Genomic DNA, 14,984 nt, shown 5'->3' with positions numbered 1-14,984 from the left:
TCAGATTTTCGAAGATAAGACATATTTTTACATGTATTAAGTGTAAAAACTCAAAGGAGTTAGAGATGTATACTATGGAGCGGATCTTAGTCTCTAGCCTGAAGAATAGTTCTGGCTGAACATTCCCTTATGCTCTAAGAAGTTTTGTTAGTTATAATTTACGGGTCTTCTATACAGATTTCTTTTCCCTTTTTTATGTTAATGTTAATCCTTTTGAGAACTTCTCTACCTATTAGATTTATATCTCTACCAAATATTGGATGTTCAATATAACCATCTATTGTTATATTACCTATCATACATTTGTTATAACTTTTAGCAGTATTGATTACTTCTTCTTCACTATCAAAACTTCCTATGAACTTTCCGTCACATACAAGGACATATTTTCCTCTTTCATATGCTTCTATTGCGTTTTTGTCAGTCTTCATTACAATATAGTTTTCATTAGGTATACTTTCTAAGGAATTAAGCCATAATCTTATGGCAGATTGTATGGCTTCAGAAACAGTAATACCCATTAGTGCAGCTTTAGCTTTTAGTTGTTTGTATAATTCTTCATCCATATTTTTTATTAGTACTGCCATGAGGTTATCTAGTTTATAAAGTTTATAAAGTTTAGCTGAAACGAGAATACGTAGTTATTAAAGGACATTTTTGATAGAGAAAATATTATTCTTAATATTACAATAATAATATATACAGAGTAAGGATTTTTAATTTATTAAACTGTATAAGGAAGTTTAAACTATGAGTCAAAAAACAGTTTTAATTACTCCGTATTCAATCTTAACACTTATAGTTCCTCCTATCGCATTAGCGTATGCAGAAATTAGTAATAATTTTGTATTTTTGGACTATGTTCATGTCATCACTGGTGGAACATGGACAGGAATAGATTTATTCATGGGACTGATAATGAGCAGAGTTTTAAGGTCTTTAGAACCTAATGTTAGAGCTGAAATAATTAAAAGATTAGTACCAATGATGCTATTTTTTATGCCATCGTTAGCTGCTGTAGCTACAACTGCAGGTATTTTTATAGCAATGAAATTTGGAATATTTACGCCATCGAACTTACTAATAGATATAGCAGGAATAATAGTAATAATTTTAATAATACAAGGATTTGGGATAATAATGCCAAATGAAGTGAGAATATTTCTTGAGCTAAGAAAAGATAAGCCTGATACTCAAAAAGTGATAAAACTAGGTATGAGGAACATATATGTGTCAGGATCTCAATCAGTGTTTCAAATAGCTATTATATTTGTTATGGCATTATTAACGATTTAGCTTTAGAAGGTTGAAGAAAGTCCATAGCAATCTATTATGTTTCTCTAGGAATATAACTTACTTTCTTTTTAGCTTGTGCCTCTGGAATGTTCCAGAAGAATTTGTAATATAAGAAAAGGTTAAATATATTTACTACAAAGGATGAGACGAAAGGTATAGATAATCCTATAGTTAATAGTACTCCAGATATTGATGTTGATAATGCTGAAGGCAATAATCTTGCAGTCTGATTTATTCCACTAGCTGTAGCTCTTCTTCTTTCACTAATCAAATTCATCATCAAAGCCTGTTGTGACGGTAATGCAAATACTCTGAACGTTGTAAATATTACATAGTCTGTCTCCGCTAGTAAAGGAGTTCTCAAAAATGGAAATGCTAAAACTAGAATTGACGAAATAGCTCTAGTAATTATAATAAATTTTACAAATCCTAGATGTTCAGTAAAATACGGAGTTAAGAACATTATAGTTGCTGATACTATTCCTCCAAAAAATACGATATTCCCTATTTCACCTTGAGATAAATTATAGAATTTTTCAAAGATAACTGGAATGAATGGTGTTATTAATCCTTGTGCTATTCCGTTGAAAATACCAGTATAAGTAAATTTACGGATTACGTCTAAATCTTTCTTCCTAACCTCTACTTCTTCCTTTTTCTTTATAATTGCTTGAGTTCTAATAGGTATTGATGCAATAAAAGAAATTAGTGATAAAATAAATCCAATAATAAATAGTTCATTATAATTCTGAATGTGAGAAAATAATGCACCTGCTGCTCCAGCATAAGTAGAAGCCAATGTAAAAATTGAATATATTCTTGTTCTTTCCTTATTATCAGTTTTTTCTGCCAGTATAGCTGTCTGTATAGGTGCTACTGTAGCTCCTACTCCACCTCCAACTAATCCTCCAGCTATTCCAAATCCTCCTAATGCTGATGCAAGACCCAATAAGTAGAAATTCTTAGTTAATAATAAAATTGCTATACTTATTGGGAGAAACGCTAAAGTTATTAAAAGAGTTAATTTTCTTCCTTTAATATCAGCGTAAATAGAAAAGAAGAAAGCTATTAAAGGAGAAGCGAACGCTCCTATTCCAAATAATATACCAATTTGGACTAAATTTAAGCCTATATGTAAGAAATATAATCCTATTACCACTGAAATAAATCCTGCTGTTATACTTCTTGTTATTCTAGAAATAAGAAGCAAAGTTATGTCAAAGGTATTTCTATTCACGATTAAATGTTAGAAACCCAAAGATTAAATAATTTACTTCTTATTTTACCTTTATATTCAAAATAGTCGATATACTAAAATAAAGGCTTATTAAGAAATAGTATTTTATTTTTAATTATCAAGAAAATAGAATATTATATATTTGTTAGTAATATAAAAATCTTTATCCACTTAACGCTCCTAACAATGTCTGTCCAGAATCTATGATAAATGTCTGTCCTGTTATGCTTGGTATTTTTAAAATTGTAACTATAAGTTCTGCTATTTCATCTGGCTCTACTATCCTTCCTAGTAATGTTCTTTTTTTAGCCCATTCTTCTTCTGGTTCTTTAAATAAAGATATTAGGCTTTCTCCCATTTTTGTTCTAACTACGCCTGGAGCAATAGAATTTACTTTTATGGGTGATAATTCTATAGCTAGAGTCTTAGTTAGCGAAATCAAACCTGCTTTTGCAATTCCATAAAAGGAAAGACCAACAGCGGGCGATATCCCGGCTATAGAAGACATGAAGATGATATCTCCGCCTTTGCTTTTATCAATAACTTTTGATGCTTCTTGCGTACAATAAATTGAAGATTTTAACGTTACATTAATCTGCTTATCTATCAAATTATCGTCAGCATTAGAAAATAAGGAGAAAAGCCCTAATCCAGCATTATTAATAAGAATATTCAGTTTTCCGAAATTTTCTATTGCACTATTAACTAATTGTTTACATCCATCTCTTGTTGATACATCAGCCATAGTAATAATTCCATCTCCTCCTTCTGATTGAATTTTTGATAGTGTTTCTTTTGCTTCTTCTATTCTTTTCTTACCATTGACTACTACTTTTACTCCTTCTTTGGCTAGTCTTATTGCTATACTTCTTCCTATTCCTCTACTTGAGCCCGTAACTATTGCTACTTTCCCAGATAAATTTTCTATCATTATTATCACTTACTTGTAATATTTCTCAATACTTTCTTATCAAGTTTTCCTGTGCTAGTTTTAGGAATTGAATCCACGAAAAGTATCTTATCTGGTAACCACCATTTAGGGAATTTATTTAATGATTGCAAATAATTAAGTATATCGTCTCCTCTAATTTTATTTTTATATTCATCCTTAAGTACTACCATAGCTATAGGTCTTTCTCCCCATTTTTCATCTTTTACTCCTATTACTACTGCCTCCAATACAGGTTCATAACTCATTATTGCATTTTCTAGATCGATAGAAGATATCCATTCTCCTCCGCTTTTTATAATGTCTTTAGTCCTATCAACTATTTTTATATTACCATCTTTAGATATTACAACTAGATCTCCTGTTTTTAACCATTTCTTACCGTTAATCTCAACGAAACTTTCATTAGTTCTTTTTTCATCATTGTAATATTCATTAATAACCCATGAACCTCTTATTATTAGTTCACCTATTGTTTTCCCGTCCCATTGTCCTTCTTTCCCATCTGGAGTGATTAAGGTATATTCTATACTAGGCAATGAAATACCTTGTTTCGATATCTCTTCAATGTTTTTGCTTGTATTTATTGTGGTGATAGCTTCAGTTTCAGTCATTCCCCAAGCATGAATAACACTTACTCCGTATTTCTCAAGGAATTCTTTTACCATTCCTTTAGGTGGTTCTGCTCCTCCAGTTATTATATACCTTAAACTGGAAATGTCATATTTATTATTTCTTAAGTAATCTAAGAATGAAATCCATACTGTTGGTGCGCCTACAGTTAACGTTACTCTTTCTTTTTCAATTAGATTAGCTAGATCAGCCGAAGACGGTTTGATTCCAGGTAATACTAGCTTGCTTCCTGTCATCATGGTAGCAAATGGAACATCCCAGGCTGAAATGTGAAACATGGGGACAACAGGCATTACTATATCGTTTTCTTTTATTAATGAAAGTAGAGTTAGAGAGTGTATAAATACGCTTCTATGAGAATAAATTACTCCTTTAGGATGTCCAGTTGTTCCAGAAGTAAAGCACATTATTGCACCATCTTTTTCATTTACATCTTCAAATTCTCCTATTTCAGTCTCTTCTTTTACTATGTTATCTATTGTATTCATTGAAATAAAAGTAGCATTAGTATTTTCTTCCAGTGATTTTGGAATTTCTTCGTCATAAAAAACTATCTTATCTTTGGCAAAATTTATCACATATTCCATTTCTGTAGGGTGAAATCTTACGTTAATAGTATGTAGTACTCCACCAAGCATTGGTACTGCAAAATATAGTTCTAAGTGTCTGTGGGTATTCCATGCAATTGATCCTACAACGTTATTTTTTATTTCGTATTTTTTTAAGAAATTGGCTAATTTTCTAACTCTTTTAGAGAAATCTAGATAAGTATATCTTACTATTTCGTTATCTTTAAGTCTAGATACAATCTCTTTTTCTTTATATAATTTTTCAATTCTCCAAAAAATATCATGTATTGTTAAGTCAAAATCCATTATAGTTGACTTCATAATATTTTATTTTGTAATAAGCTTTATTAACTTTATATTTAATCTTAACAATATAGAGAAAAATTTCTATATTAATAAAATAATATTTATATAGTGATATACTCTATTTATTTAATAATTTATTTATGTCAAAAGTCTCATCAAGAAGCTCTTGTTTCTTATTAGAAATGTCTATTTTCTCAGATATTATTGTATTGAGAATAGATAATTCTGAGAAGTCTCTATTTATTGCTAAATAGCCCCTTACTAAACCACCTTTTAGATAGATAACGTTAAATGAAGGGTTATCTAAGTCGTACTTGCCTCTTATTATATACTCGTCATAATCTCTTGTATCTCCTGCTGACTCTATATGTAAATCGAATATATCAGACCAAACGGAGGATAAAAAGTTATATTTATCATTTTTTCCAGTCATATTTCTAGATGCTAATTTTCCTGTGTATTCTGCATTATTCCAGTGTTCAATTCTTCTCCTCTTTCCAGTTATGGGATCTAGAATGTTAGCTACATCTCCAGCTACGAATACGTTCTTTTTGTTAGTCTGTAAATATTCGTTTGCTAATATGCCATTATTCACTTCTATGTTACTATTTTGGGCTAGATCAACATTAGGAGTTATTCCAACTGCTATTAATACAAAATCTGACTCTAATTTTTTACCAGAATTAGTAATAACTTCTTTTTTATTGTTTTTATTACCTATTTCTTTTACTCCATCATTTAATATGAACGATACACCATGATTTTCGAAATACTGTTGAATAAATTTTGAAATCTTCTCATCAACGAATGTATTCCATATATATGGCATTACTTCAATTACCGTAGTCTTTATTCCTAATGACGTTAAGCTTGAAGCAACTTCTATTCCTATAAATCCCCCTCCTACAATTATTACATTTTTAGAATTTTTTGCTTCATTTTTTATCTTATCACAGTCATCTAAAGTTCTAAGATAATACACTTTTTCTGTATTTTCCCCATTTATTCCTAGCTTTCTTGGTCTACCGCCAGTAGCTATTAGAGCTTTTTCAAATGCAATATAATCTTTATTATTTAGTTCAGCTGTATTATCATTATTTATTTTTACTACTGTAGTATTTAATAATATTTCTAGATTATCTTTCTTATAAAAGTCTTCATTTTCGAAGAATAATGCTGGCCTTTCTATTTTTCCTCTTAAATAGTCTTTTGATAGTGGAGGTCTATCGTAAGGATAATATTTATCAGAAGTAATCATGGTTATTTTGGATTTTGGATCTAAATTCATTAGTTCTTTCAAAGCGTTATATCCAGCTATACCGCTACCTATTATTAGGTACCGTGTGTTTTTGGTCATGATCATATAATTAGTTTTGGATTTTTATAAAGCTATATTCTTACTTAATTTTGATCCTTACCATAAAGATAAATGTATAAATATGATATAAAATGGTATCTTTGATTTTAAGTTTATATCTAATTTTTATTATTTAAGAAATTAATAAAGTATGCAAGATTTGCGTAAATGGTAAGATTTATGAATCTAAAGGCTTATGTTTATTTAGGGATAAAAATGAAACTTTATCAAAAGTTTCCAGATACACAAGTATTAACTACTAAAGGACCTATAGATTTCTACAAAGATATATTTGGAAAAGGAAAATGGCTATTCCTATTTGCTCATCCAGCAGATTTTACTCCAGTATGCACTACCGAATTCGTAGCTTTTGCTAAAGCATATGATGAGTTCAAAAAGCTTAACGTAGAATTAGTAGGAATGAGCGTCGACAGTATCTACTCGCATATAGCTTGGCTTAACGACATTCAGCAAAGATTTAACGTAGAAATTCCTTTCCCATTAATTGCAGATCCAGATAAAAAATTAGCTAGACTCCTAGATATAGTAGATGAAGCATCTGGAGTTACTATAAGAGCAGTATTTTTAGTTAATCCTGAAGGAATAATTAGATTTATGGCATATTATCCTATAGAATATGGAAGAAAAATAGATGAGTTATTAAGAATAACTAAGGCAGCATTAGTTAACTATAAGGCTAAAGTATCTTTGCCAGTGAACTGGGAGCCTGGAGACGATGTGATTTTACCTACTCCTACTACATTAGATGAGGCACAACTAAGGCTAAAGCTACCAAACTCAAAATCCTGGTACTTAGCTTATAAGAAATATGAAGAGTTACCTGAAAATCAAAGAGTATAACAATCTTTTTTTATAATATAATCCTTTTTTCAAATTTTAGATTCTTGTTTTTGTAGAGACAAAGGCTTCGCTTGTTAATGCTCCAATCTTTATAAATCGCATGGACGAAGAGTTTCTGCGTTGCTTGATTCTATGATGACGTAAACTCTACAATGAGCTAATCTAAAGTGGAAAGAATCCAGAATTATATAGATGAATTCTGCACTATAAAATCTATGGTAATATATAATTTTTTTGATTCTGATCTAATTATTAATATTTAGTAACATTAACCTTAGATAACAAACTATATATCCTTGTTTAACATAAATAATACTATGTCTAAAGTTCTATTCCTAATAATGTCAGACGATATGAAATTCGATTTAGGTATGAGAATGAGCTATTATAGTTTTAAGAATAAAAGATATGATGATACAAAAGTAATATTTTTTGGCCCTAGTCAAAAGAGATTAACTCAATTAGATGGAGAATTAAAGACCATGTTCCAAGAAATGCTGCAAAATAAGATTATAGACTCTGCATGTGTAGGAGTAGCAGAGAATATGAAAATAAAGCCTAATCTAGAAAACTTAGGTATTTCGCTAATGCCTGCAGGTGAAAGAGTAGCACACTTTGTAAAGGAAGGATATGAAATAGTTTCATTTTAAAATTTTTTTAACTTATTTCGTATGATGCTTTAATACCTCTTACTTCTAAAATATATAATTCTCCATTAGAAATTGCCCACTCAATGTTAACGGGTTTTTTAAGCATATCTTCGATTTTTAATGCTATATTTCCTATTTTTATTGCATCTCTATCAGAAATACTAGGCTTTAAAGCTTCTTCATCATCTAATTCCACTTCTCTAACTTTCTTAGAAGAAAAATCATAAACTAATTTTACATCTTTTTTAGATATTCTTTTTTCTCTTACAAGTCTTTCATTCTTTGTTAGTATAAATTCATCTGGCGTTACTATGCCCTTAGTTACTGCTTCTCCTAATCCCCAAGAAGATTCTATAAGGACTTTCTGGGTATCGAATTCTACAGGATGTAAAGTAAATACAGTACCCGCACTTAATGGATTTACCATTTCTTGAATTAACACTGCTATCGGTATGTTTTCTCCATATAAGATTCTATAGGCTATACTTCTTGGATTGAAATAACTAGCCCAAGCTAATCTAATATAAGATGAAATTTCACTTTTTGGAACAAAAAGATATGTTTCTAGCTCTCCTGCAAAGCTTGGTCCATTTATCGAAGATGTTACAGTAGGCCTTACTGCAAAATATTCAGATTTTAGAGGAGATAAGTTTTTATCTATTTCTTGCTGTATTTCTTTGTCTAGTGGTACTGATAAAAATACATCTTTAATCTCCTCATAACTGTTTTTAGCACTTTCCAAATCTTTCAAATTAGATTTTGATAATATTCTATCTATTTCTGGTTTTACATACTCTAAATACGATCTGAATACTGATTGAGATACTACTATACCATCAGGAACTTTTATATCAGAATGCATCATTTCGCCTAAATATGCTGATTTTCTTCCTACTTCGTTTATCATATTTAATGAAACTTGATTTAATTTATAAATGCTCATAATTACCTATTATTATTATCGATTTAAAAAATGTTTGTGTAAATACTTTATATAAAACTACATTTAACTTCTTTCTTACGTAAGGAACTAATAACTATTTATTAATGTTCGATAACCTATACAAAAGAAGTTAACAGATTAAAAGATATTAAATATATTTTATTCTAAGTTTTTAATCACACTATCGTCTTGTTTATACATTTAGATATGTATAACCATGTATTTTATTATTTCTATCCTAAAATGAGCTATTCTATAATATTTTATGTAAAATAGTATCCATATTTTCAAAGTTAAATTTGTTTCCGTTAAATATAAGTTTATCTTTTTCAACGCATATTTCTATATTTTGTTCTTTCAAAAATATTTCACAGCCATTATATAATAACCAAAGTGTTATTTCTTTGTCATTATTAGTTATAAATGAAACTACTGGATCATTACTCCCTATCCACAAAGCATATCTACCATCTAAGCTATCTAAATGAGAAGTAAATTTCTTAACTCCTATACTTTCAACTAGTTTGACTAATAACAATAATCTTTGACTCCATTCTTTTAGATAATTTAATTCTTTATCCCTAAACTCTGGATCATTAATACCTAAATATTTATAATAATAGGTTAAAGGGGAATATATAGCTTCTAGAACGCTAGTATCCTTTAATAAAAAGTATATTTTTATATTATATTTATTTAGAAATTGTCTAATATTATTAATTTTGCTTAATATCTCATTTAAATATTCAGGTTCATCTTTAAATTTAAGATTAATTGTACTTATATCATCTATTGGCATACAATTATGATTTATACATCTAGATACTAATAACTGCATATCTTTAGTATATTCAAAAATATAATATACTCCATGACATTCTTTACCAGGCGTTAAATAAACCTTATCACCATTTTGTTCTACACAATAAGTATAGGATACCATTCATTTTTACATTTATACTCTTAAATAAATAAATTTATCCACTTATAATCTAGATTAATCTAATTAAAAACATGTTTATTTGAATAGATTTTAAGCATTTTCTATTATTTTTGCCAATATAGAAGGAGATATTGGAGTTTTATTTAATTTCTTGTTTATTCTTTTTTCTAATGCTATGAAAGTAGCACTTAACGCACCAGTAGTACCTGCTTCTCCTATACCCCTTGCCTTGCTAGGCAAATTACTAGGAGTTTCTATATATTCTACATTAAGCTTATATGAAGCATCTATTGCAGTAGGCACTCCCGCATCTGATATGCTTCCATAAATAGGAGAACCATTTTCATCATATAAAGCTCCTTCTAAATATACTTGAGAAATCCCTTGTAGTACACCTCCAGTTATCTGAGCTTCTACTTCGTCAGGAATTAACGCTCTTCCAACATCATCTATAGAATAGCATTCTATTACCTTTGGAACGTAAAGCTCGTCTATATCTACAACAGCAACATATACTCCCGGAGTAAAGATATTTTCTGTTTTAGAAAATGTCTCATATTCTATAATCTCATCTGAATTAATTGCATCTAATAGACTAATTCTTCTTTTTTCCAATTCATTTAGTATTCCTTGGCAAGCTAATATTACTGCAGAACCAGCAGCAGCTGCTGTTCTACTACCGAAACTACCAATCCCTTCTTTTAGATTTTCAGTATCATTAGTTATGACTTCAATCTTATCTGCAGGATAACCTAATACTTCAGAAGCTAAAAGCGAAAATGTGGAATGATGGGTTTGGCCATGTGGTCCAGATCCTACAAATAATTGAATTTTTCCTTTTCCTATCCTTATTTTAGCTCCTTCTCCTGGAGCAGCAGAAACGATCTCCGTAAATGCAATCAACGACACGCCTTTTCCTTTATATTTCTCTTTTAATTCTCTATACACTTTTTCTCCTCTATTAAGTAACTCTAAATAACCTGCATTATCTATCTTAGTTCCTAGAGGGGTTGTAAATCCATTTTCTATTATATTTTTTCTCCTTAAATTCACTGGATCCATTCCTAATTTTTCAGCTAAATCCTCTACCAATGTTTCAATAATTAGTGTAGCCTCCGGTCTTCCAGCACCTCTATATGGACCAGTTGGCGGTTTATTAGTGTACACGCCTATTGCTCTTATTTTCATAAAAGACATCTTATAAGGACCATTAATTGAGCTAGCAATAAATGCAGGAGTATTTGTATTTATTGTATAAGCGTAAGCTCCTAAATCATTATAAACTTCTCCTTCTACTCCTAGAATAGTTCCATCGTTTTTAGCGTAAAGTTTAACTTTAGATTTAACCCCTCTACCTTGAGTAGGATTAGTAAGATGCTCTTTTCTAGTCTCAATCCATTTAATTGGCTTCTTTAGTATCATTGAAGCTAAGCTTGCTAGAACATATTCTGGATGAGCAGGTACCTTATTTCCAAATCCGCCTCCTACATTTGGTGCAGATTTTACAATTATTTTATCTGCAGGAATTCCTAATGCTTCTTGCAAATCAGATTTAATCCTAAAAGAAGACTGAAAGCTACCTATTATGTTGAGAATATCACCATCATAATATGCAATAATTCCTTTAGGTTCCATTGGATTAGCTACTATTCTATCTTGTTCTAATTCTCTTTCAACTACAATATCAGCATTGTATTTTTGTTCTAATTTTCCACCTTCTAAATTTAGATCAACCGCTATATTTCCCTTTTCGTGTATCTTTTCCTCACTTTTTATAGCCTCGTCAATTGTAGTTATTGGCTTCAATGGTTCATAGTCTATTCCTACTTCATCAATCTTATCTTCTATTTCATATCTGTCTTTCACTATGAATGCTAAAATAGGCTGTCCCACAAAATTCACACTTCCATTTGCTAACACAGGCATTTTAACTAAATTTTGAACTCTTGGATCTGGACGAACGGGCATATAAGTTTTTACCTTATCCCAGCTCAAAGTTAATATCACATTAGACGGCTCAGTTATAGATTGAATTTTAGCTCGTGCATAAGAAGATCTAACTACTCCAAGGTATAACATATCATTCAACTCTATATCGTCTATATATTTCGACTTTCCTGAAACTACATTGTAAAGTTCTCTTAAGAGCATGGTATTCTTTATATTTTCTATGCTATAAAAATCTCTTCTCAAACATGTACTAATAATTTTTATTAAGCAGAATAGTTCATTATTTATAATAATTATAAAAAATAATAAAAAATATTATTTTTATTCTTGGTTATTTACCAATATCCGTGATACATTTCATGATGTTTATGTCCGTGATATCCTCCGTAAGGTCCATAATAAGGTCCATAGTTTATAATATTTCTACCTAATTCAGTTAATTCTATATACTCTTCTCCATCTTTATCAAATTTCCTAACTAATCCTGAGATCATTAATTCGCTTAATACTAAATCAAATGCGCTACCATATAATGATACTGAATTTTTAACTTGAGAAATTTTTACTGGTCCATTTTTTAGATTATCCATTATTTGTATTCCACCTATTCTAATTAATCTACCAAACATTTTCTCACTAATATCGGATTCGATATCGGACTAATAAAGCTTTCCACAATTTTACTAAATAAAATTTCTATAAATAAATTTTTATCAGATAAGTAATAATTAAAGATTTAGAATGTTATTTTTATTGACGATAATTTTTCCATTTCTTCATCTGTAGGATTTGCATCGCCTATTAATACCCTGCTTATTACGCCAGTATCAAATAATATTTTAGCAGATTCAGATGGATCTTTTTCTCTTAACTCTTCTACTGTAGTATCACTTTTTACTGAAGGAACTGAAATAAAAGCAGCAACTGGAATGTCTAGTTCAACAAATGGTTTGCTCTTTTCTATTAATTCTTTAAGACTTATTCCAGATCCTTTAGAAGGATAATAATTATGACATGCTTTTACTCTTTCTGGGTCGTCAATTTTATCTAAGAAATATTCCAATCTATCTAATGGAAATTCATAGGGATTAATTTCTATTCCTATATCTTGAATTTTCAAGATATCATCTATTTTAAATCCATAATCTACTCTTACTGCCGAAAATCCTATTTCCTTAAAAATTCCCATATTCCTAGGACTTGCACCTAATTCATTTAAAATATCTGGATTAATATCAACAAATGAATAATAGCCTAATTTATTAGCAATTTTTAATAATTGTTTTGCATTACTAGCTGCTTCTAATGTAGACTTTGTGTGAACTCCTCTTCCTATTCCAAAGAATATTTCAGTGTATCCTAAATTTTCTCCCTTTATTATCATTTCTTTTTGTCTTTCAAAAATCTCTTTCCATCCTGGAAAAACAGAAAACCCTATTGATGCCATTAAACATTATTTAATTTATAAGTAAATAAAGTATATTGATTCTATTATTCTAGTTATAACTTCCCTCCTTTATATCTATTTAAAAAATATTAAAGAATATATCTTATATTAAATTGAACATTTAAATAGTCATGTTGAACTAACTTTATTTATTTTTACGTATTTCTTCATTTATGAAACTATTTGAGCCTTTCTACATTAGAGATCTAGAAATAAAGAATAGAATAGTAATGTCTCCAATGATAACTAATCTAGCTTCACCAGATGGCTATCCAACAGACGAACATATAATGTACTTTGTTAGGAGATCATCAGTAGGTCTTATTATTACAGAATATACATATGTTAATAGAATAGATGCTAGAGGTTCACCTAACGAATTAGGTCTTTATGACGATTCTCTAATACCTAAATTTGCTAGGTTAACAGATGCAGTACATGATAATAATTCTAGGATCTTCGTACAATTAGTTCACGTAGGTAGAAAAACTAGAAAGAGTTTAATCTGGGGAAATACTCCAATAGCTCCATCAAAAGTTCCATTAATGGATGAAGTAAGAGAAATGACAGAAGAAGACATAGATAGAGTAATAGATGATTTCGCGTCAGCGTCAGAAAGAGCTGAGAAAGCAGGATTTGATGGAATAGAACTTCATGGAGCTCATGGATATTTAATAGCTCAATTTTTATCTCCAGCAGTAAATAAGAGAGAAGATAAATATAAAGATGGAGTAGTCTTTTTAGACGAGCTAATCAAAGAAGTGAAAAGTAGAGTTAGCATACCTGTTGGGATGAGAATTTCAGTAACTGAATTTGATCAGCAAGGATTAAATCCAGAATTAGTAAATAAAATATTATTAAGAGTACAAGACAAATTAGATTACATTCATTTCTCTGCAGGAAGAGACGGTCCTTTAGGTGGATCATCGTCATTCTATTACAAAAGACTAAGCTATCTAGAAGAGGCTAAAATAGCAAGAAATAAAATAACTAAGCCAACGTTATTAGCAGGATCTATACTTACTTTAGAAGATGCAGAAAAAGCATTAGAAGTAGTAGATGCAGTCGTATTAGCAAGACAGATCTTAGCAGAACCAGAATGGCCATTAAGAATAATGAATGGATTACCAATAAGGCCATGTATAAGATGTAATCAACTTTGCAGATTATTATCTACAAGAGAAGTAAGATGTGATGTGAATCCAGAATTAGGATGGGAAATATTTGGCTTAGAAAGAGGTGAAGGAGAAGTAAACGTAGTAGGTGCTGGAGTAATGGGAATGGAAATTGCCAGAGTATTAGCAATGAGAGGATTTCAAGTAAATTTATATGAAAAAGAGAATAAATTGGGAGGTCAGTTCAATGAAATCAGAGATCCATACAAAAAATCGGAATTCTTTAAATTAATTGATTATTATGAAAAAGAACTGAATAGACTTGGAGTAAAAATTCATTTTAATTCAGAAGTAGATCAGAATAATAATAATAAAAAAGAAAACGTAATTTATGCGATACCTAAAGAAAGACAACCTGAATTCAAAGAATATAAAGGAGAAAAAATCTTAGTAAATTCCAATCTCTATGCATATCAAGACTATGTGTTTGAGTGGGCTAAATACAATGAAGTTTACGTAACAGAAAACACGTTCAAAGGATTAGATAGAAATAGAAGTTATTTACTCAGAGAGAAATATAATGAACTTGGAGTAAAAATAATAAAAGATCAAATCAATGCAGATATAGTTATCAACGATATAAGGAAAAATCAGCCTTCTATTGGCGATTCAATAGCTAGAGCTTATTGGTTAGGTAAAACTTATAAATTAAGTCATTAACCTTTTCT

General features: G+C 29.8%; 14 protein-coding genes. 4 read left to right on the top strand and 10 right to left on the bottom strand.

All coding sequences use genetic code 11. The features are described from left to right. Positions 1-158 precede the first annotated feature (158 nt). Complete coding sequence (locus B6F84_RS05310) at positions 159-587, bottom strand: ribbon-helix-helix protein, CopG family (RefSeq protein ID WP_222703220.1); 429 nt, start codon at positions 585-587, stop codon at positions 159-161. A 163-nt stretch (positions 588-750) separates the two neighbouring features. Between B6F84_RS05310 and B6F84_RS05305 the strand changes: the two genes are divergently transcribed. After that, the gene (locus tag B6F84_RS05305; RefSeq protein WP_148691275.1) at positions 751-1,296 is read left to right on the top strand and encodes a hypothetical protein; all 546 of its coding nucleotides are present in this window, start codon (positions 751-753) and stop codon (positions 1,294-1,296) included. Positions 1,297-1,330: 34 nt separating this feature from the next. Here B6F84_RS05305 and B6F84_RS05300 read toward each other — a convergent pair whose 3' ends face one another. The 4 genes from B6F84_RS05300 to B6F84_RS05285 all read right to left on the bottom strand — a co-directional run bounded on the left by B6F84_RS05300 (position 1,331) and on the right by B6F84_RS05285 (position 6,350). Next, a complete protein-coding gene (locus tag B6F84_RS05300) occupies positions 1,331-2,533 on the bottom strand; it encodes an MFS transporter (protein ID WP_148691274.1) in 1,203 nt (400 codons plus the stop codon). Between the two features lie 163 nt (positions 2,534-2,696). Next, a complete protein-coding gene (locus B6F84_RS05295; RefSeq protein ID WP_236749084.1) occupies positions 2,697-3,464 on the bottom strand; it encodes an SDR family NAD(P)-dependent oxidoreductase in 768 nt (255 codons plus the stop codon). Positions 3,465-3,469: 5 nt separating this feature from the next. Then, complete coding sequence (locus B6F84_RS05290) at positions 3,470-5,005, bottom strand: long-chain-fatty-acid--CoA ligase (RefSeq protein ID WP_148691273.1); 1,536 nt, start codon at positions 5,003-5,005, stop codon at positions 3,470-3,472. Positions 5,006-5,108: 103 nt separating this feature from the next. Further along, positions 5,109-6,350, bottom strand: coding sequence for an NAD(P)/FAD-dependent oxidoreductase (locus B6F84_RS05285; RefSeq protein ID WP_148692847.1), 1,242 nt, complete (start codon positions 6,348-6,350; stop codon positions 5,109-5,111). A gap of 177 nt (positions 6,351-6,527) precedes the next feature. On the opposite strand from B6F84_RS05285, the gene B6F84_RS05280 reads away from it, so the two are divergent. After that, positions 6,528-7,208, top strand: coding sequence for a peroxiredoxin (locus tag B6F84_RS05280; protein ID WP_236749082.1), 681 nt, complete (start codon positions 6,528-6,530; stop codon positions 7,206-7,208). 317 nt (positions 7,209-7,525) lie between these two features. Beyond that, the gene (locus B6F84_RS05275) at positions 7,526-7,858 is read left to right on the top strand and encodes a hypothetical protein (protein ID WP_148691272.1); all 333 of its coding nucleotides are present in this window, start codon (positions 7,526-7,528) and stop codon (positions 7,856-7,858) included. A gap of 7 nt (positions 7,859-7,865) precedes the next feature. Here B6F84_RS05275 and B6F84_RS05270 read toward each other — a convergent pair whose 3' ends face one another. From B6F84_RS05270 to B6F84_RS05250, 5 genes are all read right to left on the bottom strand, one after another. Then, positions 7,866-8,801: a PEP/pyruvate-binding domain-containing protein gene (locus B6F84_RS05270; RefSeq protein WP_148691271.1), complete on the bottom strand. Its 936-nt coding sequence runs from the start codon at positions 8,799-8,801 to the stop codon at positions 7,866-7,868. A gap of 253 nt (positions 8,802-9,054) precedes the next feature. Continuing rightward, a complete protein-coding gene (locus tag B6F84_RS05265; protein ID WP_148691270.1) occupies positions 9,055-9,744 on the bottom strand; it encodes a hypothetical protein in 690 nt (229 codons plus the stop codon). A 90-nt stretch (positions 9,745-9,834) separates the two neighbouring features. Further along, positions 9,835-11,895 carry a xanthine dehydrogenase family protein molybdopterin-binding subunit gene (locus tag B6F84_RS05260; protein ID WP_148691269.1) on the bottom strand — a complete coding sequence of 687 codons (2,061 nt, stop codon included), beginning with the start codon at positions 11,893-11,895 and terminating at the stop codon, positions 9,835-9,837. A 134-nt stretch (positions 11,896-12,029) separates the two neighbouring features. Beyond that, complete coding sequence (locus B6F84_RS05255) at positions 12,030-12,323, bottom strand: helix-turn-helix domain-containing protein (RefSeq protein ID WP_148691268.1); 294 nt, start codon at positions 12,321-12,323, stop codon at positions 12,030-12,032. Between the two features lie 107 nt (positions 12,324-12,430). Then, entirely contained in the window at positions 12,431-13,141 is a 711-nt protein-coding gene (locus B6F84_RS05250) for a MupG family TIM beta-alpha barrel fold protein (RefSeq protein WP_148691267.1), read from the bottom strand. A 173-nt stretch (positions 13,142-13,314) separates the two neighbouring features. Here B6F84_RS05250 and B6F84_RS05245 point away from each other — a divergent pair, with 173 nt between their 5' ends. Beyond that, on the top strand, positions 13,315-14,976 hold the full coding sequence (locus B6F84_RS05245; protein ID WP_148691266.1) for an oxidoreductase: 1,662 nt from the start codon (positions 13,315-13,317) through the stop codon (positions 14,974-14,976). The last annotated feature ends 8 nt before the right edge of the window (positions 14,977-14,984 follow it).

Source organism: Acidianus manzaensis (assembly GCF_002116695.1).
Taxonomy (GTDB): Archaea; Thermoproteota; Thermoprotei_A; order Sulfolobales; family Sulfolobaceae; genus Acidianus; species Acidianus manzaensis.
This window is presented reverse-complemented; position numbering and strand designations above follow the sequence as displayed.

Bases quoted from the DNA above. Each gene is read 5' to 3' on its own strand.
- B6F84_RS05295 (WP_236749084.1), bottom strand. From the start codon at position 3,464: ATGATAGAAAATTTATCTGGGAAAGTAGCAATAGTTACGGGCTCAAGT.
- B6F84_RS05250 (WP_148691267.1), bottom strand. From the start codon at position 13,141: ATGGCATCAATAGGGTTTTCTGTTTTTCCAGGATGGAAAGAGATTTTT.
- B6F84_RS05305 (WP_148691275.1), top strand. From the start codon at position 751: ATGAGTCAAAAAACAGTTTTAATTACTCCGTATTCAATCTTAACACTT.
- B6F84_RS05260 (WP_148691269.1), bottom strand. From the start codon at position 11,895: ATGCTCTTAAGAGAACTTTACAATGTAGTTTCAGGAAAGTCGAAATAT.
- B6F84_RS05270 (WP_148691271.1), bottom strand. From the start codon at position 8,801: ATGAGCATTTATAAATTAAATCAAGTTTCATTAAATATGATAAACGAA.
- B6F84_RS05245 (WP_148691266.1), top strand. From the start codon at position 13,315: ATGAAACTATTTGAGCCTTTCTACATTAGAGATCTAGAAATAAAGAAT.
- B6F84_RS05310 (WP_222703220.1), bottom strand. From the start codon at position 587: ATGGCAGTACTAATAAAAAATATGGATGAAGAATTATACAAACAACTA.
- B6F84_RS05255 (WP_148691268.1), bottom strand. From the start codon at position 12,323: ATGTTTGGTAGATTAATTAGAATAGGTGGAATACAAATAATGGATAAT.
- B6F84_RS05280 (WP_236749082.1), top strand. From the start codon at position 6,528: ATGAATCTAAAGGCTTATGTTTATTTAGGGATAAAAATGAAACTTTAT.
- B6F84_RS05290 (WP_148691273.1), bottom strand. From the start codon at position 5,005: ATGAAGTCAACTATAATGGATTTTGACTTAACAATACATGATATTTTT.
- B6F84_RS05275 (WP_148691272.1), top strand. From the start codon at position 7,526: ATGTCTAAAGTTCTATTCCTAATAATGTCAGACGATATGAAATTCGAT.
- B6F84_RS05265 (WP_148691270.1), bottom strand. From the start codon at position 9,744: ATGGTATCCTATACTTATTGTGTAGAACAAAATGGTGATAAGGTTTAT.